The 23,530-nt window shown below is 68.7% G+C and carries 19 protein-coding genes; 11 read left to right on the top strand and 8 right to left on the bottom strand.

The window, feature by feature from the left end; genetic code table 11:
* Genes DFQ14_RS10585 through DFQ14_RS10575 form a run of 3 tightly spaced genes read left to right on the top strand, consistent with a single transcriptional unit; the run spans position 1 to position 2,690 of the window.
* Positions 1 to 1,230, top strand: coding sequence for an ArsA family ATPase (locus DFQ14_RS10585; RefSeq protein WP_114453042.1), 1,230 nt, complete (start codon positions 1 to 3; stop codon positions 1,228 to 1,230).
* 6 nt (positions 1,231 to 1,236) lie between these two features.
* Entirely contained in the window at positions 1,237 to 1,746 is a 510-nt protein-coding gene (locus DFQ14_RS10580; protein WP_141921369.1) for a hypothetical protein, read from the top strand.
* Positions 1,740 to 2,690, top strand: a complete 951-nt coding sequence (locus tag DFQ14_RS10575; protein ID WP_114453040.1) for an ROK family protein — start codon at positions 1,740 to 1,742, stop codon at positions 2,688 to 2,690. The genes DFQ14_RS10580 and DFQ14_RS10575 overlap by 7 nt, the downstream gene beginning before the upstream one ends.
* Before the next feature lie 34 nt (positions 2,691 to 2,724).
* Here DFQ14_RS10575 and DFQ14_RS10570 read toward each other — a convergent pair whose 3' ends face one another.
* Positions 2,725 to 3,201, bottom strand: coding sequence for a DUF308 domain-containing protein (locus DFQ14_RS10570; RefSeq protein WP_114453039.1), 477 nt, complete (start codon positions 3,199 to 3,201; stop codon positions 2,725 to 2,727).
* Positions 3,202 to 3,669: 468 nt separating this feature from the next.
* On the opposite strand from DFQ14_RS10570, the gene DFQ14_RS10565 reads away from it, so the two are divergent.
* From DFQ14_RS10565 to DFQ14_RS10550, 4 genes are all read left to right on the top strand, one after another.
* Entirely contained in the window at positions 3,670 to 4,428 is a 759-nt protein-coding gene (locus tag DFQ14_RS10565) for a lysophospholipid acyltransferase family protein (RefSeq protein WP_114453038.1), read from the top strand.
* Between the two features lie 65 nt (positions 4,429 to 4,493).
* On the top strand, positions 4,494 to 4,997 hold the full coding sequence (locus DFQ14_RS10560) for a polyadenylate-specific 3'-exoribonuclease AS (protein WP_114453037.1): 504 nt from the start codon (positions 4,494 to 4,496) through the stop codon (positions 4,995 to 4,997).
* Positions 4,998 to 5,096: 99 nt separating this feature from the next.
* Entirely contained in the window at positions 5,097 to 6,134 is a 1,038-nt protein-coding gene (locus tag DFQ14_RS10555) for a 6-phosphofructokinase (protein ID WP_114453036.1), read from the top strand.
* Positions 6,135 to 6,423: 289 nt separating this feature from the next.
* Positions 6,424 to 7,824: a class II 3-deoxy-7-phosphoheptulonate synthase gene (locus DFQ14_RS10550; RefSeq protein ID WP_114453035.1), complete on the top strand. Its 1,401-nt coding sequence runs from the start codon at positions 6,424 to 6,426 to the stop codon at positions 7,822 to 7,824.
* A gap of 28 nt (positions 7,825 to 7,852) precedes the next feature.
* Here DFQ14_RS10550 and mptB read toward each other — a convergent pair whose 3' ends face one another.
* Together mptB and pknB are read right to left on the bottom strand one after the other, a co-directional pair.
* A complete protein-coding gene (gene mptB / locus DFQ14_RS10545) occupies positions 7,853 to 9,451 on the bottom strand; it encodes a polyprenol phosphomannose-dependent alpha 1,6 mannosyltransferase MptB (RefSeq protein WP_179951537.1) in 1,599 nt (532 codons plus the stop codon).
* A gap of 238 nt (positions 9,452 to 9,689) precedes the next feature.
* Positions 9,690 to 11,729, bottom strand: a complete 2,040-nt coding sequence (gene pknB, locus DFQ14_RS10540; RefSeq protein WP_257233638.1) for a Stk1 family PASTA domain-containing Ser/Thr kinase — start codon at positions 11,727 to 11,729, stop codon at positions 9,690 to 9,692.
* A gap of 294 nt (positions 11,730 to 12,023) precedes the next feature.
* Here pknB and DFQ14_RS10535 point away from each other — a divergent pair, with 294 nt between their 5' ends.
* Positions 12,024 to 12,389: an Rv2175c family DNA-binding protein gene (locus tag DFQ14_RS10535; RefSeq protein WP_218956399.1), complete on the top strand. Its 366-nt coding sequence runs from the start codon at positions 12,024 to 12,026 to the stop codon at positions 12,387 to 12,389.
* A gap of 17 nt (positions 12,390 to 12,406) precedes the next feature.
* On the opposite strand, the gene DFQ14_RS10530 is transcribed toward DFQ14_RS10535, so the two are convergent.
* Together DFQ14_RS10530 and DFQ14_RS10525 are read right to left on the bottom strand one after the other, a co-directional pair.
* Entirely contained in the window at positions 12,407 to 13,537 is a 1,131-nt protein-coding gene (locus DFQ14_RS10530) for a polyprenyl synthetase family protein (RefSeq protein ID WP_114453111.1), read from the bottom strand.
* A 140-nt stretch (positions 13,538 to 13,677) separates the two neighbouring features.
* Positions 13,678 to 14,343, bottom strand: a complete 666-nt coding sequence (locus DFQ14_RS10525) for a DUF3153 domain-containing protein (protein ID WP_257233637.1) — start codon at positions 14,341 to 14,343, stop codon at positions 13,678 to 13,680.
* 161 nt (positions 14,344 to 14,504) lie between these two features.
* Between DFQ14_RS10525 and DFQ14_RS10520 the strand changes: the two genes are divergently transcribed.
* Entirely contained in the window at positions 14,505 to 16,187 is a 1,683-nt protein-coding gene (locus DFQ14_RS10520) for a DUF885 domain-containing protein (RefSeq protein ID WP_114453110.1), read from the top strand.
* 98 nt (positions 16,188 to 16,285) lie between these two features.
* On the opposite strand, the gene DFQ14_RS10515 is transcribed toward DFQ14_RS10520, so the two are convergent.
* Positions 16,286 to 16,864, bottom strand: a complete 579-nt coding sequence (locus DFQ14_RS10515) for a GNAT family N-acetyltransferase (RefSeq protein ID WP_114453033.1) — start codon at positions 16,862 to 16,864, stop codon at positions 16,286 to 16,288.
* Positions 16,865 to 17,459: 595 nt separating this feature from the next.
* Here DFQ14_RS10515 and DFQ14_RS10510 point away from each other — a divergent pair.
* Complete coding sequence (locus DFQ14_RS10510; RefSeq protein ID WP_257233636.1) at positions 17,460 to 18,245, top strand: maleylpyruvate isomerase N-terminal domain-containing protein; 786 nt, start codon at positions 17,460 to 17,462, stop codon at positions 18,243 to 18,245.
* 21 nt (positions 18,246 to 18,266) lie between these two features.
* Here the strand turns inward: DFQ14_RS10510 and DFQ14_RS10505 are convergent, their stop codons facing one another.
* Both DFQ14_RS10505 and DFQ14_RS21860 read right to left on the bottom strand, forming a co-directional pair.
* Positions 18,267 to 22,916, bottom strand: coding sequence for an ATP-dependent helicase (locus tag DFQ14_RS10505; protein WP_179951535.1), 4,650 nt, complete (start codon positions 22,914 to 22,916; stop codon positions 18,267 to 18,269).
* A gap of 97 nt (positions 22,917 to 23,013) precedes the next feature.
* Positions 23,014 to 23,178, bottom strand: coding sequence for a hypothetical protein (locus DFQ14_RS21860; RefSeq protein ID WP_158546687.1), 165 nt, complete (start codon positions 23,176 to 23,178; stop codon positions 23,014 to 23,016).
* 54 nt (positions 23,179 to 23,232) lie between these two features.
* Between DFQ14_RS21860 and DFQ14_RS10500 the strand changes: the two genes are divergently transcribed.
* Positions 23,233 to 23,427 carry a DUF3046 domain-containing protein gene (locus DFQ14_RS10500; RefSeq protein ID WP_114453030.1) on the top strand — a complete coding sequence of 65 codons (195 nt, stop codon included), beginning with the start codon at positions 23,233 to 23,235 and terminating at the stop codon, positions 23,425 to 23,427.
* Positions 23,428 to 23,530: the final 103 nt, after the last annotated feature.

Raw genomic sequence — 23,530 nt, 5'->3', positions numbered from 1 at the left:
GTGCGAGTCCTGCTGTTCACCGGAAAAGGCGGTGTGGGCAAGACCACCCTCGCCGCGGCCACCGCAGCACGGTTGGCAACCAGGGGTGCCAAGGTGCTGGTGGTCTCCACCGACCCCGCGCATTCGCTGGCCGATGCTCTCGGCACGCGGCTCGGTCCGGCCCCGGAAGAGGTACCACTGCCGAGCCACGGCCATACCGGCGAGGCACGTATGCATGCCGCCGAGGTGCACACCCGTGCACTCGTCGACGACACCTGGGACGAGCTTCGCGAGCACCTTCGCACACTGTTGCTCGGAGCGGGTGTGAGCGAACTGGACGCCGAAGAGCTCACCGTGCTGCCCGGTGTGGAGGACCTGCTGGCTCTCGGCGAAGTGCACCGGCTGGCCTCCTGCGGGGTGTGGGACACCATCATCGTCGATTGCGGCCCGACCGCCGAAACCCTGCGGCTGCTGTCCTTGCCCGAGGCGTTCACGAGCTATCTCGAGCGGCTCTTCCCCACACACCGACGCCTCGTGCGGGGACTGCTGGCCGGCATGGCGGGCAGCGACAACCACGAGCGATGGGATGCGGTCGCGGACGCGCTGGGCCGGTTGGCCGAGCAGCTCGGCGCGCTGACCGAATGGTTGGCCGCAGCAGGCACCAGCGTCCGGTTGGTGCTGACTCCCGAGGCAGTCGTGGCCGCGGAGACCCGCCGTACGTTGACGGCATTGGCGCTGCAGCGAATCCACGTCGACGGGCTGGTGGCCAACCGGCTGGTGCCGCACCCGGGATCGGCGCGCGGTGCCGCCGCGGCATGGTTGCGCACCCGCCGCAACGAGCAGGATGCCGTCCTCGACGAGCTGCGTTCCTGTGCAGGTGTTCCGCTGCGCACGGTGGAACATCGTGCGGGGGAGCCGGTCGGATTGCGGGCACTGCTGGAGATCGGTGCGGAGCTCCACGGTGATTCCGACCCACTCGAGGGTGCCGAACGAGCACCGGCGATGGAGGTCACCGGTGGCGGCCGCAGCCTGGACTCGGAATATGCTCTGCGGATCGCGTTGCCGTTGCATGAGGGAGCCGATATCGACCTCGCCCGGGTCGGCGACGAGCTCGCGATGACAGTGGATGGCCGTCGCCGGTTGATCGCATTGCCTGCGGTACTGCGGCGTTGCATCGTCACCGGGGCGAGAGCCGGTGACGACGGAGTGACCGTGGCCTTCCGGCCCGACCCCGAGTTGTGGATGCGGTGAGCAGTGGTGGATCAGACACGGCACGATACCTCCGCGCACGGAGCGGCACACCACGGCGAGGACAGGTCCGGCGAGGAACTGCGTCGGCTGCTCGATGCGCTCGCGTTCCGTGCGGAGGAGTATCTGCTCGGCCTGGGGCACGGGACGGATGCGCAGGCGGACGGGGGCGATGCGGCCATCGGCGAGCGGGCGCGGCATGCCTCGTCCGGTACCTGCGACCGGTGCCCGCTGTGCGCGGCAATGGCACTCCTGCGCGGGGACCGGCCGGAGTTGTCCGCACGGTTGTCCGAGCACATGGCAGCGTTCGTGACACTGCTGCGCCGGGTTCTCGCCGAGGAGGGGGAAGCGGCAGCAGGCAACGAGCAGGCGAGCGCGGAGACCGCAGAGGACCTGTCCCCGGATTCCGCGGACAGGACCGGCTCGTCCAAGGTGCAGCGGATCGACGTGCGGCGGGTCGGCGGAAACGTTCTGCATCCGAACGGAGCGGGAGCCCGAGCCGAAGGGGACGGGTGCTGACCGTCGGCGTGGACGCGGGCGGCACCAGCGTGCGAGCGAGCGTGGTCGATCCGCACGGTGCCGTACTGGAAACCACTCGTGCGCCGACTCCCGACTCGGCTCCCGCGTTGAACGCTGCGGTCGCCGACCTCGTGGGCGGCCTCGTCGACCGCTACCCGGTGGTCGCCGTGGGGTTGGCCGTGGCCGGTTTCGTCAGCGAGGATCGCCGCCTCGTGCGGTTCGCACCACACCTGGCTTGGCGCCATGCCGCAGTCGCCGACCGACTCGCCGATCGGCTCGGTCTCCCGGTGATGCTGGAGCACGATGCCAATGCGGCCGCATTCGCCGAGCAGCGCTTCGGCGCCGCCGCAGGGGCGCGGGTGGCCGTGCTGATCGCGTTGGGTACCGGCATCGGCAGTGCGCTCGTCCTCGACGGTGAGGTGTACCGGGGTGCCTACGGCGTGGCCCCCGAGCTGGGGCATCTGCGCCTGGTGCCGCAGGGGAGACGGTGTCCGTGCGGGAAACGCGGATGCTGGGAGCGGTACTGCAGTGGCACCGCGCTGGCCGACACCGCGCGGCAACTGCTGAGTGAGCACCCGGATGCGGCGACGTCTCTGGCCGGGCAGGCCGGCAGCGACCCCTCCACCCTCACGGGGCAGCGAGTGGCGCGTGCGGCGGAGGAAGGCGATCCCCTCGCGCTGGAGGCGATGGGAGAGTTGTCGCGATGGCTCGGCGAAGGGTTGGCCCTGGTCTCCGACGTCTACGACCCGGAGGTCGTGGTGCTCGCCGGGGGTGTGTCCGGCTCCGCGCACCTGTTCCTCGACACCGCGCGGCAGCACTGGGCGTCGGCTGTCACCGGGGCCGGTCACCGGCCGCCTGCACACCTGCGCCTCGCCCGGTACGGCGAGGAGGCGAGCATGGTCGGCGCGGCCGAACTCGCCCGCGAGCACGCCCGCGGGCGATGATGCGCGGCCGTGGGTGCGGATGCGGAATCGGGATTCAGAGCTGGGCGCCGTCGTCCCACTCGGAATCCGGTGGTGTGGGACGCATGCGCAGGAGCAGCCATCCGATACCGACACTGATCGAGACCAGTCCGAGCGGCAGTGCGATGGTGCCGATCCAGCCGACCAGTCCGGGCACCACCAGCAGGCAGAACCCCAGCACGATCAGAGCGACTCCACCCACCGTGCCCGCCTTCGGGGCGGGCAGAGGTGGCGGATCCGGGGGCTCGAAATGACCTTCGTCCTCTTCTTCGGAGGGTGACCAGCTCCGTGGCCCCCCGGGATGTTCGGCGGCAGGCTCCGATCCGGCCGATGCGGAACGTGCCGGATCCACCGGATCGGAGTCCTCGGCCCGGCTACTGTCCACCGGCCATTTGGGCAAGGGGGTGTCGTCGCGTTCCAGTTCGGCCACGATCTCCGCGAATGCCGCGTCGATGTCTTCCGGGCCGTCGGCGTTGCCATGGCGCGTGTTCATACGAGTTTTGCGGCGGCACCCTCGGTCCTCGGGCCTGGCGGGAAGCCGCGTCCTCCCCTCTTCTGCGATCGTTGCCGACAGGCACGGTGGTTGGTGATCCTGGCGGGGAGGCGGGCGTTCGAGTACCGCTTCCCCGAGCGGGGAGCAGGTGCTGGAATTGCTGCGCACATGCGGCTGTGTCCGGCCGAGTCACGATCGGGTGCTGCGAGCCCGGATCGCCGCGAGGTACCGGTAACAGTGCCGGACGATACTGGCACCGCAGTCTCCCTCCCACGCTGCTCGGCCTTACCGGACCATCGTCGCACGCGTGCCGGGCGATGCGGGACCGCTGACGGGATATCGTCGGTGGGTGGTCGGTTCGCGTGGGCACCGCCCGAGCTGCCGAGCACCGCCCGGTCCACGTTGTGCGTACCCGTCGTGGGTCCGTACCCTGTGCAGGATACTCGGGTCTCAGGAGGCAACGGCGCAGTGCTCTACTGGGTGTTGAAGCACATCTTTCTCGGCCCCCTTTTGAAGTTGTGGTGTCGGCCGAAGATCAAGGGGCGGGAGTACATCCCCGAAACAGGGGCGGCCATCCTGGTCAGCAACCACCTGGCGGTGGCCGACTCGTTCTTCATGCCCCTGAAGTTGTCGCGGCGCGTGACATTCCTGGCCAAACGGGAGTACTTCACGGGCAAGGGACTCAAGGGCGCGTTGAAACGGTACTTCTTCTCCGGCATCGGGCAGGTTCCGATCGACCGCTCCAGTGGTGCCGCCGCGCAGGCAGCGCTGGACACCGGCGTGCGGTTGCTCGGTGAGGGGCGGCTCCTCGGTGTGTATCCGGAAGGTACCCGCTCGCCCGACGGTCGCCTGTACAAGGGAAAGACCGGTGTGGCGCGGATGGCCTTGGAGGCCAACGTGCCCGTCATCCCCATCGCCATGGTCGGGACCGAACGAGTCAATCCGATCGGCTCCACCGTGTGGCGCCCGTACCGTGTCAAGGTGAAGGTCGGCAAGCCGCTGGACTTCTCCCGCTACGAGGGACTCGCCGGGGACCGCTTCGTGGAGCGTTCGATCACCGACGAGATCATGTACGCGCTCATGGAGCTGTCGGGGCAGGAATACGTCGACGTCTACGCGGCCAAAGCCAAAGACGACCTGGAAACCCGGGGACGGGTCGTGACGAAGCGAGCGGACTCCTCGGTCGAGCAGGAGGCCGACCGGTTCCCGGACGCCAAGGCAGGCTGAGCGTCCGGTCGGAAGCCCTGGTGGGGCGTGTCCTCGCCCGTTCGAATGGCGCATATTCTTGGCCGGTGCGGTTTTTCTACGACTGCGAGTTCATCGAGGACGGCCTGACCATCGATCTGGTGTCGATCGGTGTGGTCGACGAGACGGGACGCGAGTTCTACGCGGTCTCCACGGAGTTCGATCCCATGCGGGCCGGTCGCTGGGTGCGCCGGCACGTATTGCCGCAGTTGCCGCCACCTGCTTCCGGCGCCTGGCGCTCGCGCGCGCAGATTCGTGACGATCTGTACACCTTCCTGACTTCGCGCGGTTCCGACATCGAGTTGTGGGCGTGGTACGCCGCCTACGATCATGTCGCGCTGGCTCAACTGTGGGGTGCGATGCCCGCACTGCCCTCGCAGTTGCCGAAGTTCACCCGCGACCTGCGCCAGCACTGGGAGGCCGCGGGCAAGCCGAGGCTGCCTCCTGCTCCCCCCAATGCCCACGACGCCCTGGCTGATGCCCGACACAACCTGGAACGCTGGAACGTGATCGAGACGCATCGCCGCGAGCGTGGGTATCCGATGCGCTGACGCGGTCGCGACGCTTGCTGCACCGATCCAGTCCGTGACAAGCTTTTCCGGGAGAGGTCCATATCACAGCCGCGGCGAATGCGGTGAGGAGGCGGCCGGATGGCGACGGGCAAGCGTGTCGGTGTGTTGACGGGGGGTGGGGACTGCCCGGGGCTCAACGCGGTGCTGCGTGCGATCACCCGCAAGGGGATCGAGATGTACGACCACGAGATCCTCGGCTTCCGCAACGGCTGGCAGGGTCCACTGCAGGGAGTGGTGACCCCACTGGGACTGGACGATGTCGAGGCCGTGCTGAACCGAGGCGGCACGATGCTGGGCTCCTCGCGTACCAACCCGTACAACGAGGACGACGGTGTCGCCGGAATCAAGGCCACGCTCGCCGACAACGAGGTGGATGCCTTGATCGCCATCGGCGGCGAGGACACGCTCGGTGTCGCCGAACGGCTCTCCGGGGAGGGCATTCCCATCGTCGGTGTGCCCAAGACCATCGACAACGATCTCGAGGCCACCGACTACACCTTCGGCTTCGACACCGCCGTGCACATCGCCACCGAGGCTATCGATCGGCTGCGCACGACGGCCGAGTCCCATCACCGGGCACTGGTCGTCGAGGTGATGGGGCGGCATGCGGGCTGGATCGCGCTGCATTCCGGCTTGGCCGGGGGTGCCAATGTGATCCTCGGCCCGGAGCAGCGGTTCAGCGTCGAACAGGTCTGCACCTGGGTGCAGCGCCGCTTCGAGCGGCAGTACGCACCGATCATCGTGGTGGCCGAGGGAGCGGTTCCGGAAGGCGGCGAGGAGGTCCTGCAGGCCGGCGAGAAGGACGCTTTCGGCCATGTGCGTCTCGGCGGGGTGGGGACCTGGCTGGCCGAGGAGATCGCACAGCGCACCGGTCAGGAATCCCGCGCGGTCGTACTCGGGCACACGCAGCGTGGTGGTACGCCCACCGCCTACGACCGGGTGCTGGCGACCCGGTTCGGTCTGCATGCCATCGACGCCGTTCACGACGGCGATTTCGGTACGATGGTGGCACTTCGCGGTACCGAGGTCGTACGGGTTCCGCTGGCGGATGCCACCTCGGCGCTCAAGACCGTGCCGCTGCAGCGCTACACCGAGGCCCGGGCACTGTTCGGCTGAGTGACCCGGCGGAATCCCGTTCCGGCGGCACGGATTCGTGAGCCGTCCTTGATGTCGAACACCGGGAAACCGGCATGCGGAATTCCGGATGCGGTCTCCCGTTTGTTGGGACGGTCACTCCCGCTGTGTGGTGTGGGGTGCGGAGCGCCTACCCTGGTCGGCGTGCCCTGGTCTGTCGCCGTGTGGACGGTGCTGCCTTGCCTGTCCACTCGAACGAGGACCGCGAAGGATGCTCCAGGAGCGCCGAGATGAGTACCCATGCCCACCGAGTGCAGGTCAAGGTAGTGTCGTGAACAGTTTCAAATCGTGGACAGTCGACGTACCGGTGGATACCCTTCCCGAACTGCCACCGTTGCCGACCGACATGCGCGCTCGACTCGATGATGCGCTGGCCCGGTCTGCAGCACAGCAGCCCGAGTGGCCCGATCCGGAACAGGCGCGCAACGTCCGGACGGTGCTGGAGAGTGTGCCGCCGGTGACCGTCCCGTCCGAGGTGAATCGGCTCCGGGAGAGCCTCGCGGCAGTGGCCCGGGGTGAGGCGTTCCTGCTGCAGGGCGGCGACTGTGCCGAGACGTTCGCCGACAACACCGAACCGCACATCCGCGCGAGCATCCGCACCCTGCTGCAGATGGCCGTGGTGCTCACCTACGGCGCGAGCATGCCGGTGGTCAAGGTCGGGCGCATGGCCGGTCAGTACTCCAAGCCGCGCTCCAAGTCGACCGATGCCCTCGGGTTGCCGAGCTACCGCGGTGACATGGTGAACTCGCTGACCGCCACGGAGCAGGCGCGAGTTCACGACCCGTCGCGGCTGATCCGTGCCTACGCCAATGCGAGCGCGACGATGAACCTGTCGCGAGCGCTGACCAGTGGGGGAATGGCCGCGTTGGCGCAGGTGCACGACTGGAACAAGGACTTCGTGCTCAATTCGCCCGCGGGGGAGCGTTACGAGTCGGTCGCCGCGGAGATCGACCGGGGGCTGCGGTTCATGTCGGCCTGCGGAGTCAACGATTCCAGCTTGCACTCCGTGGACTTCTACTCCAGCCACGAGGCCCTGGTGCTGGACTACGAACGGGCGATGCTGCGGCTGGACACCAGCGGACCCGAACCACGCCTGTACGACCTGTCCGGACACTTCCTGTGGGTGGGTGACCGCACCCGTCAGCTCGACGGCGCGCACATCGCTTTCGCCGAGCTGATTTCGAACCCGATCGGGTTGAAGATCGGGCCGAGTACGACTCCGGAGCAGGCGGTCGAGTACGTGGAACGGCTCGACCCGCACAACGAGCCGGGCCGGTTGACCCTGATCAGTCGGATGGGCAACGGCCAGGTGCGCGATCTGTTGCCGCCGATCGTGGAAAAGGTCACCGCCTCCGGCCACCAGGTGATCTGGCAGTGCGACCCGATGCACGGCAACACCCACGAGTCCAGCACCGGATACAAGACCCGGCATTTCGATCGGGTCGTGGACGAGGTGCAGGGCTTCTTCGAGGTGCATCACCGGCTCGGAACGCACCCTGGTGGTATTCACGTGGAGTTGACCGGCGAAGACGTCACCGAGTGCCTGGGCGGGGCGCAGGACATTTCCGACACCGACCTGTCCGGCCGGTATGAGACCGCCTGCGATCCGCGCCTGAACACCCAGCAATCCCTGGAGCTGGCGTTCCTCGTGGCGGAGATGCTGCGCAGCTGAAATCCCCGGGCGTGGCTTCGACGGCCGCTCACGACGTGGAAAGGTCGTGAGCGGCCGTGCCGGATCGGCTCGCGACACCGCCGCGGGAACGGGAGCGCCCGAAGACACCGCTCAGCCTCAGGGGATCGAATCGGGTCAGCGACACGGCAGCCAGGAGCGAGAGCCCCACGACCGCTGCCATGAAGGGCCAGTTGTACAACCCGTGCTCCCCGTCGGGGTAGTAGGCGAGTACCAGCCCGACCGAGGCGCCGACCACAACGGACAGCGCGCGTCTGCTCCAGGGCAGTGCTGCAGCAAGCGCGAGGCTCCAAGTCAAGTACCACGGGAATGTCGTGGGCGACAGCACCGCTCCCGCGAACAGCAGAAGTGTCGCGCGGCGGACGGCGCCGGTGCCTCCGTCGCGTGCCTGCCACCACTGCCAGACCAGTAGCGACACGAGTGCCAGCCCGCCGAGCGCGCGGCACACACCGATGAACACGCCGGCGTCGACGTCGAGAAACACTTCGGTGGCGCCGTGCAGGAGCTGACCGAGCCCGGTCGGTAGGGACGTGTACGTGGTGATCAGGGACGGTGCCGACAAGCCGTGCAACCATCCCAGTCCGAAACCGGCCAGTGCCGTACAGCTGCCGAAGACCGCGCAGTGGACCAGGAGCGCGGGAGCGACGGCCTTGGCGAACCGATGCCGAGGGGAGCCGCTCAACCTGTTCGCCCACACCCAGACCAGGAAGGGAAGCAGGAGCCCCGCGGTCGCCTTGATCGCCATCGCCAGCGTCACCAGGGCGATGCCGGAGGCGTGCCTGCCTTGGAGGGTCAGCAGTGTGCCGAGTGCGAGCAGGCCGATCATCAGCAGGTCGTTGTGTGGACCCCCCACCAGGTGTACCACGGTCATGGGACCTGCCACGGTGAGCCACAGGGCGACCGGCAGGTTTCCGCCGAGATGCCGGACCAGCCCCGGCAAGGCGAAGATCAGCATGGCGAGCCCACCGAGCAGGAGCACGCGCATCAGGACGACGCCGATGATCACGCTGTCTCCGGCCACGAGCACCACACCCTGGGACAGGCCGATGAACAAGGGACCGTACGGTGCCGGGGTGGTCTGCCAGAACGGGTGCACGTTCTCCGGGATCGGCCCGGTCAGGGCCGCAGGCCCGACCGAGTACGGATCGATCCCGTTCAGGGCCAGCAGGCCCTGGGCGAGGTAGCTGTAGACGTCCCGCGTGAACAGCGGGGGTGCGATCAGCAGCGGCGCCATCCAGGTGACGGCGGCCAGCAGCACACCACGAGCGCCGACTCGGCAGGCGAGCACGCCGCGCCCCAGACGCACCCATGCCCACACCAGCAGCCCGAAACCCAGGTAGACGGCCGCGGTGGCGAGGTACTCGCCGTGGCCGTAGCGGAGAGCCGCCAGCGGCGTCGATGCCAGGATCGGATCATGCACGAGGGTGGCGGCGGCACCGACCGAACCCACCAGCATGAGCACCGTCCCGATCGCGCCGAGCAGAACGGTGCGCAGCGGCAGCGGCCCGCGCGGTGCACGGCTGCTGCCGGGAGCGTTGTCGAGCGCGGTGAGGCCGGTCCGGTGGGACCATGGGATCCGCGTCGATACCGGGGCACGACTCGGGGGCATGGTGCCCTCAATGGTCCCATACGGGACTTTTGACCGATGTTCGACCGGGCCTGTGGCACTCGATGAGTGAGGGTCACCGTCCGCGGGAAAGTCGGCGGTGTCGCCGTCCGAGCGTGCGTCGACACGGCTTTGGCCCGGTGTGGAAGGCCGGTCCCGAGACGGCGGTTCACGGAACCACTGACGCAGTCTTGTCAGCCCCGCCTCTCGACGGCGCCTTCTGCAGTTCCCGCAGCGCCCTCTACAGCGTGGTGATGGTGACCGTGGAACCGGGTTCAACCTTGTTGCCCGCCAGGGGCAACTGGCCCAGTACGCGGCCGTTCGACCGGTTCAGGAACGACTTCACCTCGAGCTCCAGCCCGAGACCCGCGGCCTTTTCCTGCGCTTGGCGGGCACGCATACCCATGAAGTTCGGCACGGTGACCGCGTTCGACAGCACCACTCCGACTCGGGGACTGCCCCGAAGTTCGACTTCCGTTCCGACCTTCGGATCCGTGCTGATGACGTGGTTGGTGTTCACCTCGGAGGAGAACTTCTTGCCCTTCACATAGGGCTCGAATCCGGCCTGGCGCAGCGCCGCGAACGCTTGCTCCTTGCTCTTCCCGCGCACGTCGGGCACGGCCACCGGCGGGGGTCCCTTGCTGACGATGATCGTGACCGTGGCACTGGTCGCCACCGGCGTGCCCGGAGCAGGACTGAGGCCGAGGACACGCCCCTTCGGAACGCTGGTGTGGTACCGATCGGCCGAGGAGTCCAGCGTGGGGTCGAGCTTCGCATCGCGCAGAATGCGCTGTGCCTCGCTCACAGGAGTGCCCACGGGTACTTCGGGCACCTTCGGTTTGCCCCGCGAGACGACCATCCGGATCTCCTCGCCGCGCATGGCGCGGGATCCCCCGGTCGGCGAGGCACTGATCACCGTTCCTGCGGATATCGTGTCGTGGTAGGAGCGGGTGATGTCCGGCTTCAGCCCGGCACGCTGCAGAGCCTGCTTGGCTGCCGCTTCGCTCTTTCCGGTGACCTGTGGCACCGTGACGTAGCGCCCGGTGCCGAGCCACCATGCCGTGCCACCGACCAGGGCCGCCAACAACAGGACCACCAGCGTGGAGACCGTGAACCTCCGTCGGCTGCGGCGGCGTGACCGGTCGAGACCACCACTGTGCTCCTCGGAGTGCCGTGTCTCCACGGCGGCCAGGTCCTGTGTCTGCTCGGGGTCGAGCACGGGTCGCGCGAGTGCGCGGGTTCCCTGCGGCCCTCCCGTCCGGATGTCCTGGTGGGCCGATGCCACCGCGGAGACATCGCTCGCGGTCGTGCCCACCGACGGAAAGCGGTCGGTGACAGGGTCGCCGTCGCCATCACCAACCTGCTCGGTCGGCTCTTCGGCGCCCGGAAGCGGGATCGCTGCCGGTTCCATGCCCAGTCTGCTCTGCAGGGTCCGGATCTCGGTGAGGAACGCCTCGGCATCGGCAGGGCGCACCGAGGCGTCCCTGCGGGTGGCGCGCAACACCAGATCGTCGACGGCGGGCGGGAGTTCGGGCACGTGCTCGCTGGGAGCGGGGATGTCGTCGTTGACGTGCCGGTAGGCCACGGACAGGGCGGTATCACCGGTGTACGGGGGTTCGCCGATGAGCATTTCGTACAGCACGACACCGGCCGCGTAGACGTCCGTGCGTGCGTCCGCCGCTCCCGTGGTCACCTGTTCCGGTGAAAGGTAGGCGACGGTCCCGAGGATGACACTGCCACTGGTGGTGCCCGCCGAAGCCGCCGCGCGGACGAGGCCGAAGTCGGTGACCTTGACCGAACCGTCCGCCCCGATCAGCACGTTCTCCGGCTTGATATCGCGGTGAACCATGTCCGCGCGGTGCGCTGCGGCCAGCGCCGAGAGCACCGATTCCAGCACACTGATCGCCACCGGCAGTGGCAGCCTGCCCTGGCGTCGGATGAGGTCCCGTAGCGTGCAGCCCTCGACCAGCTGCATCACCAGGTACACGCGGTCGCCGTCGACCTCCCGGTCGACTCCCTGGTCGTAGACGGCGACGACATCGGGATGATGCAGCCGAGCGGCGGCGCGAGCTTCCCGTTCGAATCGGTCGATGAACGATCGATCACCGGAGTACTGCGAGTCCATCACCTTGAGGGCGACCGGCCGGTCGAGGCGGGTGTCCAGACCGCGATACACCGTCGACATTCCGCCTCGCGCGATCAGCGAGTCGACCCGGTAGCGACGCTCCAGCATGGCCCCGACGAGGTCGTCTCGCCTGTCGTGCCGAGTCTCGGCGGTCATGTTGTGCCCACCGCAAACAGCCGTGTCAGCAATACCTCCAGGAATGCGGCACCGGGGAATGCCCGTCGACCGGATGAAGCTTCTGCAGTGTGCAAGCAGAATACGCCGTATCGCCGCGGTGCACCGGTCGAGACACTGTTCGCGCCGCGCAGGTCGGCCGGCGGATCCTGGAACGCACTCTCGAACACGGTACCGATCGTAGGAGAAAGCATGTCTCTCCCGGTGTACGGTACACGAGCCGTCGCCGGGGTGGCCGACTGGCGGTGGAGCGTGCCGACTGGCACAGTGGGAAACGTGAGTGCTGTCCCAGCTGCCCCGGATGTGCTTGCTCCCGACGTGGAGGTGGTCCCGCTCCCCGACGTCGCCGAGCGGCTCGGCGTGCCGGTGACCCGGATACACCAACTGATCCGCGACGGCCACCTGCTGGCGGTCCGCCGCGAGGGAGTGCTGGTCGTGCCGAGCTCTTTCCTGACCGATACCGCGATCGTCAAGGGGCTCGGGGGCACGATCACTCTGCTCCGGGACAACGGTTACACCGAGGACGAGATCCTGCGCTGGCTGTTCACCGCCGATGACACGCTGCCGGGCACACCGATCGATGCCCTGCGCGGGGACCGCGGTCGCGAAGTGAAGCGCCGCGCACAGGCCATGGGGTTCTAGCCCGCAGCGACGTTTTCTCAGGCATTGCGGTCGGTGACGGCGATCGCCAGCTCGGCCAGTCGTGTCGCAGCGGGTTCGGGCAGATCGGTGGTTTCCAGGGTCGCCATGGCTTTCTCGGTGAGTGTGGTGATCCGGTCCTCCACGGCGCGCACGGCGCCGAGGTGTTCGAGCACCTGCCGCGCCTGCTGCACCTGCGAAGGGTGCGGGTCCTCCTCGCCCAGGACGGAATGCAGGACATCGAGCGAACTTTGGTCGCCGTGCTGCCGTGCCCGGCCGAACGCTTCGGCCACCAGCAGGGTTCGCTTGCCCTCACGCAGATCGTCTCCGGCCGGCTTGCCGGTGACGTCGGGATCGCCGAACACCCCGAGCAGGTCGTCGCGAAGCTGGAAAGCCACGCCGATGTCGGCGCCGAACCGGCTCAGCGCAGCCATGGTCGCCGCATCGGCACCCCCGAGTTCGGCGCCGAACTGCAGTGGACGCTGCACCGTGTAGGAAGCGGACTTGAGTTCGTCGATCCGCAGCGCGGCCTCCGGGCTCTCGTCGCCACGTGCCTGGCCGAGGATGTCGAGGTACTGGCCGGCGAGCACCTCGGTGCGCATGGCCTGCCAGGGCTGCATCGCCCGTGCCAGGCAGGCACCGGGTAAGCCCGACGAGCGCACCATGTCATCGGCCCAGCTCATTGCCAGGTCGCCGAGCAGCACCGCAGCGGCGGTACCGAACCGGCGTGCGGATCCGTTCCAGCGCTCGTTGCGGTGTGTCTCGGCGAACCTGACGTGGACGGTGGAGTGACCGCGCCGGGTGTCGGAATCGTCGATGAGATCGTCGTGCATCAGTGCACAGGTCTGGATCAGCTCCAGCGCACTGGCCGCCCGGAGCATCGCGGTCGCCTGTCGCCCCTCGGCGGCACCACCTGCCGCACGCCACCCCCACCAGGCGAAGGCGGGCCTGATGCGTTTACCGCCCCCGAGAACGAAGCGGGCGAGTTCCCGGACGGCCTCGGCGAAGGCAGGGTCGATGTCCCGGCACTCGGTGATCCGGATCTCCAGGTAGTCGGCCAGCGTTTCGTGTACCTGGCCGGGCAGGTCGGTGTCCACGGTGACGGCATCCTCGGTGGCGGTTTCCTCGACGACCAGGTCCTGTGCGCGCATCCGTCCATCGTCGGTGATGCCCTGGTCGGAAGGTGCGAAGGGGTGTCCGGCTGTGCCGGAGGTATCCGGTCGGTGCGGCAGTGCCCGCAGCGGATCCGGCACACCCTCGGCGAGGTCTCCGGCTGTGTGGACACCGCCGGTCACGGAGCCGACTCGGCAGTGTCATTGCGCATCCGGCGATGATTGAGCAGGGCGAGTACCGCGACCAGCACGGCCGTTGCGAGAGTCAGGGCACTGAACAGGGTGGTCCAGCTCCACCAGAACACGTTCTGGGTGGTACCGGTGAACTGGAAGGTGGCCGAGATCTGGGTCACTTCTCCCGGGGGCGGATACCAGCTCACCATCCCGGCGTTCGTCCGGCCGTTCGTGCTGGTGACCTCGCCCGGCGTATTGATTTCGATCAGCACGGAGGAATCGGTTTCGGCCAGAGGTGTCAGGTCGACCGATCCCTGCACCGTGACCAGAGATCCCGCCCGCTCGATGTCGAAGCGATACCGGGAGTCGGCTCTGCTCAGCGACGCCGCCAGATGTTCGAGTTCGTCGAAGGTCAGCTTCGTGAACGACAGCTTCGATCCGGAGCGGTCCCCGTTGTCATAAGGCGAAACCCGGACACGGTCGGCCATCCCCTGCGGGGGCTGTAGTCGCAGGGGCTCCTCCCCGTCGGGGGTGGGCACCGCCACCATGAGCTGTCCGGAGACTCGATCGTTCTCGTAAATGGTCAGAGATACATTCGCGTTCAAGCATCCGCTCACCAGCACTGCCACCAGTGTGATGAGCAGCATCAATGCCGATGACCGTCGATGCATGCCGATTCCCCACGTTGCCTGGCGCACTCGTTGAATCGTGCCATCGGAACACGGATTTCACCGGGTGCGATCGGGTGTCACTCGTCGATCCGGTGCTGCGTCCGGAGCCGGTGTGCAATCCTGCTCGAGATGTGGGCGCGCGGCGCGATAATGTTTCCGGCATGCCATCCGAGCAGCACGGTGTCCACCAGATCAGCGACCGGTTCGTCGAGGAATTGGCCGAGCTCGATCCGATCACGGCGACTGCCCTCGGGATTCCCGGCCGGGACGAGGAGTTGACCGACTACTCCCCGGAGGGCCACCGCGCTCGTGCCGAACTGGCGCGTCGAGCGGTGGACGAGGTGGCCGCGGCCGAGCCCGCCGACGAGTCGGAGCGGGTGGCTCAGGCCGTGTTCCTGGAGCGGGTCGGTCTGGACATCGAGCTGCACGATGCGGGTGCCGACATGGCCTCGCTGAATGTGATCGCCAGTCCGGTGCAGGAGCTCCGCCAGGTGTTCGACCTGATGCCCACCGACACTCCCGAGCAGTGGCGAACGGTTGCCCGGCGCCTCTCGGCGATGCCCTCGGCGATTCGAGGGCTGCAAGAAGGGCTGGCTCGGGCCGCCGCGGACGGCACCATCTCGGCGGCCCGGCAGGTCGAGCGTGTCGCCGAGCAGTGTGAAACCTGGGCCGGTCGCAGCAACGGGACGTCCTTCTTCTCGTCGCTGGTGGCTCGTGCCGACGGTATCGACCCGAGCCTGCGCGGAGAGCTGGAGACCGCCGCCGGGCACGCGGCCGAGGCCTATGCGGGATTGGCGGGTTTTCTGCGTTCCGAATTGCTGCCGCAGGCGCCGACCAAGGACGCGGTCGGTGAGCAGCGCTACCGCCTGTGGTCGCGATTCTTCACCGGTGCCGAGCTGGACCTGCGGGAGGCATACGAGTGGGGCTGGCACGAGTTCGCCTCGATCGAAGCCGAGATGAAGCAGGTCGCCGACCGGATCAAGCGCGGGGCGACCCTGGCCGAGGCCGCTGCGGCTCTCGATGCCGACCCCCGCTACCGGGTGCACGGCCAGGAGGCCTTCGCCGGGTGGATGCAGCGACTGTCGGACCAGGCACTGCGGGAGCTGCGGGACACCCACTTCGAGATTCCCGATGAGCTGATGAACCTGGAGTGCCGTATCGCTCCCCCCGGCGGGGGTGTCGGTGCCTACTACACGGGCCCCACCGACGATTTCTCCCGCCCCGGTCGGATGTGGTGGTCGGTGCCCGAGGACAAGGAGGAGTTCCCGACCTGGCGGGAGGTCTCGACCGTGTACCACGAGGGTGTGCCCGGTCATCACCTCCAGATCGCCACGTCCATACATCAGTCGCAGCGGCTGAACAAGTTCCAGCGGCTGGCCTGCTTCGTGTCGGCGCACGGGGAGGGGTGGGCGCTGTACGCGGAGCGGTTGATGCGCGAACTCGGATACCTCTCCGACGACGGCGACCTGCTCGGTATGCTCAATGATCAGCTGTTCCGCGCTGCCCGGGTGATCGTGGACATCGGTATGCACCTGGAATTGGAGATCCCGGCGGGAACGGGGTTCCACGAGGGTCGCCACTGGACTCCCGAACTGGGGCTGGAATTCATGCTCACCAGAACCATCACGGACCCGCCCCACGTGCGCGACGAGATCGACCGGTACCTCGGCTGGCCGGGGCAGGCGCCCTCGTACAAGCTCGGGGAACGTCTGTGGCTGGCGGCCCGCGACGATGCCCGCAACCGGCACGGCGCGGCCTTCGACCTCAAAACCTTCCACCGGAGCGCGTTGCGGATGGGCGCGATGGGACTGGACACTCTTCGCCAGCAACTCGCCCTGCTGTGAAAGGGAGCACGGGTTGGCTCGGGGAGCGGTACGGGTGGCAGAACCCCGGCCCGGGCTGATCGCGTGAGCGGAAAGGGCCGGGTTCACGGACGGGACACTCAGGTCGGGGCATCGAGCGGCAGCTCGCGCCCGAGCACGGCGAAGGGCCGCGAATCTCCGGCGAAGTGGTAGTCGCGGAGGAGATCGACGAAACCGACCCGGCGGTACAGGGTCCAGGCTCGGGTCGGTCCCTCCGGAGTGGACAGCAGGACCGTCCGTCCTTCGGCGCCGTCGAGCAGGCGGCGCAGGATGCTCTCCCCGAGCCCACGGCCCTGGCTGTCCGGCCGCACGTGCAGCTCGGTCAACTCGAAGTAGTGGCCCATCCACTCCTCGACCCGGGCAGCGGGAAACGTCGCGAGCATTCCTCGGTGTACCTGCTCGTGCCACCACTGGCCGGGGGTGCCGAGGTAGCCGTATCCGACACCGACGAGTTCGTCGCGTGAGTTGAACGCTGCGATGCAGCGCCATCCCGGGCGCAGCATGTGTGCCGACCACATGGGGGCGCGTTGTTGCACGGTGGACGGTGAGTAGCCCATCGCCGTGACATAGAGCTGCACGGCTTCGGTGAGACGGGTGCGGAGTTGGTCGGTGGAAAGTTCCACCACTCGGTCACGGTGCGGAGAAGGTGCGGCGGTCACGCTTCGAACACTAAAGGGTGGCTCGCGGTGCGTGCCGTCCGGTGGGGGAAGCGCTGTTGTGCCGGCGAGACGGCGACACCGGGACTCGTGCCGTGCGCGACACCGGAACATGTCATTCGAACTGGTGATCCACGGTGAAGTTCTTGAATCCTCTCCGCCCGTCCCGTTACTCTGACCTTGTTCGAACTGACATTCGACCGGCCAACCACGGTCGAGACCGATACGGCCCTGCAGTGCGCTTTCGGTGAAGGCGGCTGCGAGCTCGTGACGGCGGTTCGGACGCGGTTCGGTGGTGGTGTGGGGGAAGCACACCACCACCGAACACGCCGGCTTCCCCACGGCTGAGCAGACGTGCCGGTGCTTGCGCCCCGCTGCCGAGGTGCACCGACGGCCTCGATGCACATCGGACCCCGCCGGGAAAGGCATCGCCATGAACAGCAACTCGTAAGGAATGCCGATGTTGAATCCCCACCATCCGACCGGCTTCGGTGCGCCGGAACGCGATCGTTGTCATCGTGATGCCGCGCGAACCTGTGGACGAGATCCCGGCGAAGGCAGAGCGATGAGCCCGTTTCCGCTGGTCGATCATGGAAGGATGCTCGACCTGCTCGGGATCGAGGGGCAGCTGCTGATGGCGGCCACGCATGATGCGCATCCCGACTCGCCGGTGGACGGGGTCTCCGGCCGCACCCTCGCGGAGACCGTTCGCCATGCCGGTGACCTGTGCGAGGACACCCTGAGCTGGATGAACGGCGCCACCCCCACGGTGCCGCGCAAAAAACCGCCATCCCCGGAAAGCGGCAAGCGCGCGCTGGTGGGACGTTTCACGGCCGGGCTGGCCGAACTGATCGCCGAGTTCGACGCGCGACCTCCCGGCGACCCCTGTCCGACCTGGTGGCCGGAAGACTCCAGCGTCACCTTCTGGATCCGCCGGGCCCTGCACGCGACAACCATGAACCGCGTGGACGCCCAGACCGCCGCGGGGATACCGATGACACCGGTGGCGCCCGACCTGGCCTGCGACGGTATCGACGAGATACTGCGGCTGTGGTTCGGTTACCGCCTGCGCACGCTCGGAATAGCTGCTTCCGGTGCATGGACGCTCGAGGTGCGCGCAGGAGAGCACCGCTGGATGATCGAAGCCGACCGGGAGTGGATGACGGCCACACGCGCGCAACCGGACCGGCACGGCAGGAAAGACGGTGTGATCACCGGCGAAGCTTCGGCAGTCCACTTGTGGCTGTGGGGTCGCTTGCCGGCACGGACGGTCGAGCTGACCGGGGATCACGACGCCATCGCTCAGCTCTGGAGCTTGCTGCGACTGGCCACCCAGCACAGTGAAGGCCGCCAACCGGCCTACCGGACGGTGGTGGGAGTGTGACCTCTCCTGTATCGCCGGGAATCAGGCCCGCAGGCGAAGCCCCTTGGGCGTGGGACGAAAACCGGCTTCGGTCAGGATGTCGGCCATCCGCGATTCCAGGGCTCCGTGCCCATCGGCACGTTGCACGGTCAGCCGGTCGAGCCACCCGTCCCGGACCGCGTTCGCCAGGGCTTCCGCCGCCGGAAGCAGAGTCGCCTCGTCCTCGGTGAACGACAGCAGGGACTTGCCCCCACGCTCGAGATACAACACGGCCCGACCCGACACGAGAACCACCAACGCACCGGCTTTACGGCCCGGGCGGTGTCGAGTACCACCCACGGCAGCGGGCCAGCCGAGCGCCGCACCGTACGGCTGTGCCGGATCGGCGGCCGCCAGCACCAGCGCCTCCGCCTCGGCGGGGTCCTCCTGCCCCCGCAGGGACAGCGCGCGCAACCGGTCGATCGCTCCGGGCACGGCGAATTGCGCCGGTCCGAGCCCCTCGATGACGTAGCCCCGTCTGCAGTGTCCGGACTCCTCCATCCTCCGCAGCACCGTGTACACCGCGGCGAACCCACCCGTCACTCGTTCGGTGTCCACACTGCCCCGGGTGAGAACTCCGTGCCGCTCCAGAAACGCCTCGGCACGCGCATGCGCGCGCCGTGTCGGCTCCTCTTCCGACGGACGGGGGGCAAGCGACCAGCGACCGGACACGGTGGGCGGACCACTCCGGCCGGGCGGAGCCGTACGCCCCGTCCGCAATCGGGCATAGCGACCCCGCGAGGCGCTGCGGCGAGGCTTGTGCGTCGCCCCGTGGCCCGCAACCCGGGCACGGAGCGGCGCCAGGGTGTCGTTGGTGACAAGCCCCGCCCACACGAGATCCCACAGAGCCGCGACCACGGCACTGTCCTCCGGAGCGCTGTCACCCTGCTCGAGCAGGAGCGCACCGGCACGGTCGGCCAGCTGCCGAAAGAACAGCGCCCCCTCTCCCAACGCCGACAGCAGGCAGCGAGACAACGGAGCCGTGGTCGTCTCCGTGTCCTCGGCCACATCGGGGAGCAGGAACTCGGCCACGTCGGACGGCGCCAGGGCGACCCACCCGTCGCCTCCGGCCGGCGAGCCCGAACCGACCCAGGTGACCTCCCCGGTCGAGGTCAGTTCATCCAGCAAAGCCGGCGTGTACCCCGGAAGCCGAGAGGGCAGGATCAGCGACTCCAGCGCACCGGCGGGCATGGGCACCCCCGCCAACTGCTCCACCACCGCCAGCACGTCGTCGGCGGTGGGCGCACTCCGCAATCGCGCACCGACACCGTGCCAGGCCGGCAGGAAACGACCCAGCGCGGCGGGTTCCACCGGTTCGATCTCGGCGCGCAGTCGCGCCAGCGAAGCTCGCCGCAGCCGGCGCAGTACCTCGGCGTCGCAGTACTCCGGGGCACGGCCACCCCCGGCCTCCAGCGGGCGCAGCTCCCCACGGACCAGCCGTCCGGTGCCGGTCAGCCGATCCAGCACAGCACCGGCCACGGCCACCCCGATCCCGAACCGGTGCGCGACCGCCTCGGCGGAAAACGGTCCCCGGCACCGCGCGTACCGGATCAGCAGCTCGTCGAGCGGGTCCGCCACGGGCTCGGTGAACACTTCCGGAACACCCACCGGCAACGCCACGCCCAGGGCGTCCCGCACCCTGCCCGCATCCTCCACCGGAATCCAGCGAGGCTCACCCGCGATCCGCACCTGCAGGACCCGGCGCTGCGATTCCAATCGCCGCAACCACTCCGGCCGGGCACCGCGTGCTGCCGCCTCCTGCTCGGAAAGGTCCCCGACGAAGTGCAGAAGATCCACCGTGCCCTCGACATCCCGCACCTGCCTCGACGGTTCGAGCCGCTGCAGCCGAGCCTCCACCTCGGTCACCACCTGCGGATCCAGCAGCTCGCGCAGCGCCTCCGACCCGAGCAACTCGGCCAGCAGGGTGGAATCCAGACTCAACGCGGCCGACCGGCGCTCGGCCAGCGGCGCATCGGCCTCGTACAGGAACATCCCGATATAGCCGAACAGCAGCGTCCGGGCGAACGGCGACGGCACGGTGGTCTCGACCTCGACCACACGCACCCGTCGGGACGCCACCTGCGACATCACCTCGGCCAGTCCGGGAACGTCGTAGACATCCTGCACACACTCGCGCATCGCCTCCAGCACGATCGGAAACCGCTCGTACTGCGAGGCCACCTCCAACAACTGCGCCGCACGCTGCCGCTGCTGCCACAGCGGTGAGCGTCGCCGCGGATCCCGCCGCGGCAACAACAACGCCCGCGCGGCACACTCCCGGAACCGGGACGCGAACAGCGCCGAACCGCCGATCTCGTCGCCGACCACCTGCTGCACCTCGTCCGGCTCCAGCAGGAGATCCTCGACGGTGGGCAGTACCTCCGCCCCGGACTCGTCGAGCGCGTCGGCCAGCCGCAGCACGATCCCGTCGTCGGACGAGACCACCTGCGGATCGATCCCCCGCCGCTGCCGCAACCGCGCCCCGATCACCAGCGCCCACGGTGCGTTGACCTGTGCGCCGAACGGGGAATGCACCACCATGCGCCAGTCACCGAGCTCATCGCGGAAGCGCTCCACCACGATCGTGCGGTCATCGGGCACCCGGCCGGTGGCGCGGCGCTGCTCTTCCACATAGGACAGCAGATTCTCCCGCGCCCGGGAGTCCAGCCCCGCTCGCTCGATCCGTGCACCGGCCGCGTCGGAACCCGCCGTGGACAGCTCCCGCACGAAGGCGCCCATCGCCCGCCCCAGCTCCAGCGGTCGCCCCGGAGAGTCGCCCTTCCAGAACGGCATCCGAGCCGGCTGCCCCGGTGCGGGGACCACCACCACGCGATCATGCGTGATGTCGGTGACCTTCCACGACGACGTCCCGAGCAGGAACGTGTCCCCCACCCGTGACTCGTAGACCATCTCCTCGTCGAGCTCACCGACCCGAACCCCGCCGCGACCCCCCGAGGCGCCATCACCGGGAGTCGCCACCGTGAACAGTCCCCGATCCGGAATCGTGCCCCCCGAGGTGACCGCGAGACGCTGCGCACCGGGACGCGCGCGCAACTCGCCGGTGACCCGGTCCCACACGATCCGCGCACGCAACTCCCCGAACTCCGCACTCGGATACCGGCCGGCGAGCATGTCCAGCACCGCATGCAGCGCCGAGTCCGGCAGTCTCGTGAAAGGGGCGGCCCGGCGCACGAGCGCGGCCAGCGACTCCGAGTCCCACGTCTCCATGGCCACCATCGCGACCACCTGCTGGGCCAGCACGTCGAGGGGATTGCGCGGCATCGACAGGGACTCGATCAGGCCCTCGCGCATCCGCTCGGACACCACCGCACACCCCACGAGATCACCGCGGAACTTCGGAAACACGACACCGCGGGAAACCGCACCGACCTGGTGACCACCGCGGCCGACGCGCTGCATCCCGGAAGCGACACTCGGCGGGGTCTCGACCTGCACGACCAGGTCCACCGCCCCCATGTCGATGCCCAGCTCCAGTGACGAGGTCGCCACCACACACGCCAGCCGCCCGGACTTGAGCTCCTCCTCCACCTCGGAGCGCTGCTGTTTGGACATGGACCCGTGATGGGCCTTGGCCAGCACCACGGCCGCACCGGTGGTGATCCCCGAACCACCCACCACCTCGGCGGGAAAGCGCTGCGGATCGGATCCCGCCCCGGCCTCTTCCGAGACGATCTCGTTGATGCCCGCGGTCAGCCGCTCGGCCAGCCGTCGCGAATTGGCGAACACGATCGTGGAGTTCCGGTGGCGGATCAGCTCCACGACACGGCGCTGCAGCGCCGGCCAGATCGACGCCCGTGGCTCGGCTTCGGTGCCCGGATCCCCGCCCCCACCGGCCGGCGCCGTATCCGGGGTTCCCGGCCCCGTCGATGCCTCCGGAGCGGACATGTCCTCCACCGGCACCTCGACCGAGACCTCGACCTGCTTCGGGTTCGGTGGCTGCACCGTGCGCACCGCACGCCCACCGGCCAGGAACGTGCCGACCTCCTCCACCGGCCGCACCGTGGCCGACAAGCCGATGCGCTGGGCCGGACGCTCCAGCAACGCGTCCAGACGCTCCAACGACAGCGCCAGGTGCGCGCCGCGCTTGGTTCCGGCCACCGCGTGCACCTCGTCGACGATCACGGTGTCCACACCGCGCAGCGACTCGCGCGCCGCCGAGGTCAGCACCAGAAACAGGGACTCCGGTGTCGTGACGAGGACGTCGGGTGGTTTCCGCGCGAACGCACGCCGCTGATCGGCCGGTGTGTCACCGGTCCGGATCCCCACGGTGATCTCCGGCGGGGCCCCACCGAGACGCCGCGCCGCCTGGCGGATACCCGCCAGCGGTGCGCGCAGGTTCCGCTCCACATCCACGGCGAGAGCTTTCATCGGCGAGACGTAGAGCACTCGGCAGCGATGGTGCGGATCGGCCGGGACGGTGCTGGTGGCGAGGCGGTCCAGGGCGGACAGGAAGGCGGCCAGCGTCTTGCCCGAACCGGTCGGTGCCACGACCAGCGCGTGCTCCCCACCGTTGATGGCCTCCCACGCGCCCACCTGGGACTCGGTCGGCGCGGGAAATGCCCCGTGGAACCACTCCCTGGTCGCGGGGGAGAAAGCAGCCAGCGCGTCGGTCACGTCCCCATGCTGGACCATGTCTCCGACACCGAAACCGGCACCGGCCGCGCCCGATCACCGTGCGCGACCGGCAGTCCCGCGCGCCGCCGCGGCGCAGGCAACGCGCGCGGCGGACTCAGCGCTTGCGCTGGTCCCGGAACCAGCGCACCGCGAGAACGAGCACGGACAGCAGAATGGCCGCGATGACCAGGCGCCCCGGCCACGAGGAGAGCCCGGTCGGATCGCCTTGCAGGAGCGGATCACCGTGCAGCAGGACCGGGACACCTTGCAGGACAAGCACACCGCCAGGGTACCGCCCCGTAACCTGGAGGCGCCGCCGCCGATCGGGAGAAGCATGCGCCACACCGTCTTTCGCCGCCGGATGACCGAGGAGTTCGGCGAGATCCGTGCCGACACGCTGACCCGGGACTTCGTGCTGGCCTCGCTCGGCCATCGCACCGCCGACCAGGCCCTGGACGCCGGGATGGAACCCAAGCAGGTGTGGTTCGCGCTGTGCGAGGCGCTCGAGGTCCCGCCCGAACGCCGGTGAGCCCGGGCACCGTCGATGGTCCCGACGGTCTTCGGGAGACCGCGGGGAAGTCGGTGCCCTCTCGGCGTGTCGCTTACCGCTTCGAACAGGAGTTCGGCTATGA

Source organism: Halopolyspora algeriensis, assembly GCF_003337235.1.
Classification (GTDB): Bacteria; Actinomycetota; Actinomycetes; order Mycobacteriales; family Pseudonocardiaceae; genus Haloactinomyces; species Haloactinomyces algeriensis.
This window is presented reverse-complemented; position numbering and strand designations above follow the sequence as displayed.